At 56.2% G+C, this 422-nt stretch carries 1 protein-coding gene; it reads right to left on the bottom strand.

The window, feature by feature from the left end; all coding sequences use genetic code 11:
• Window positions 1-422: phage tail tape measure protein (locus EVJ26_RS14280; protein ID WP_131470784.1), on the bottom strand; the 422-nt coding region annotated here is incomplete at both ends.

The following is a 422-nucleotide window of genomic DNA, read 5'->3' as shown; positions in this document are numbered from 1 at the left end:
GCCTCTTTCAGGACCGCATACTGATTTTCCGCTTTCCATAAATCGCGACGCTGCTGGCTGATTTTCTCATTCGCACCGCTGTGTTTTTCCAGCGTCCTGAGCTCGGTTTCAAGCGCCAGCAGGGCAGCATGCGCCTGGTCTTCCTGACGCTCACCGGCTGACACTTTGACTCCTGACGACTTCGGCTTTTTCAGCGTCGATTCATAATCCTTTTTCGCCGCCGCCATCAGCGTGTTGTAATCCGCCCGCAGGATTTTCCCGTCTTTCAGGGCCTTATTCAGTTCTTCCTGACGGGCGGTATATTTCTCCAGCGGCGTCAGCAGACGCTCATACGCCTTCTGCGCCTCTCCGGTATACTTCAGCTGTGATGCGTCCCGTTCGGCCCGGTCCCTGGCGGCCAGTTCACCGGCTTTTTCCATATC

The organism is Exiguobacterium sp. SH3S1, assembly GCF_004337105.1.
Classification (GTDB): domain Bacteria; phylum Bacillota; class Bacilli; order Exiguobacteriales; family Exiguobacteriaceae; genus Exiguobacterium; species Exiguobacterium aurantiacum_A.
This window is presented reverse-complemented; position numbering and strand designations above follow the sequence as displayed.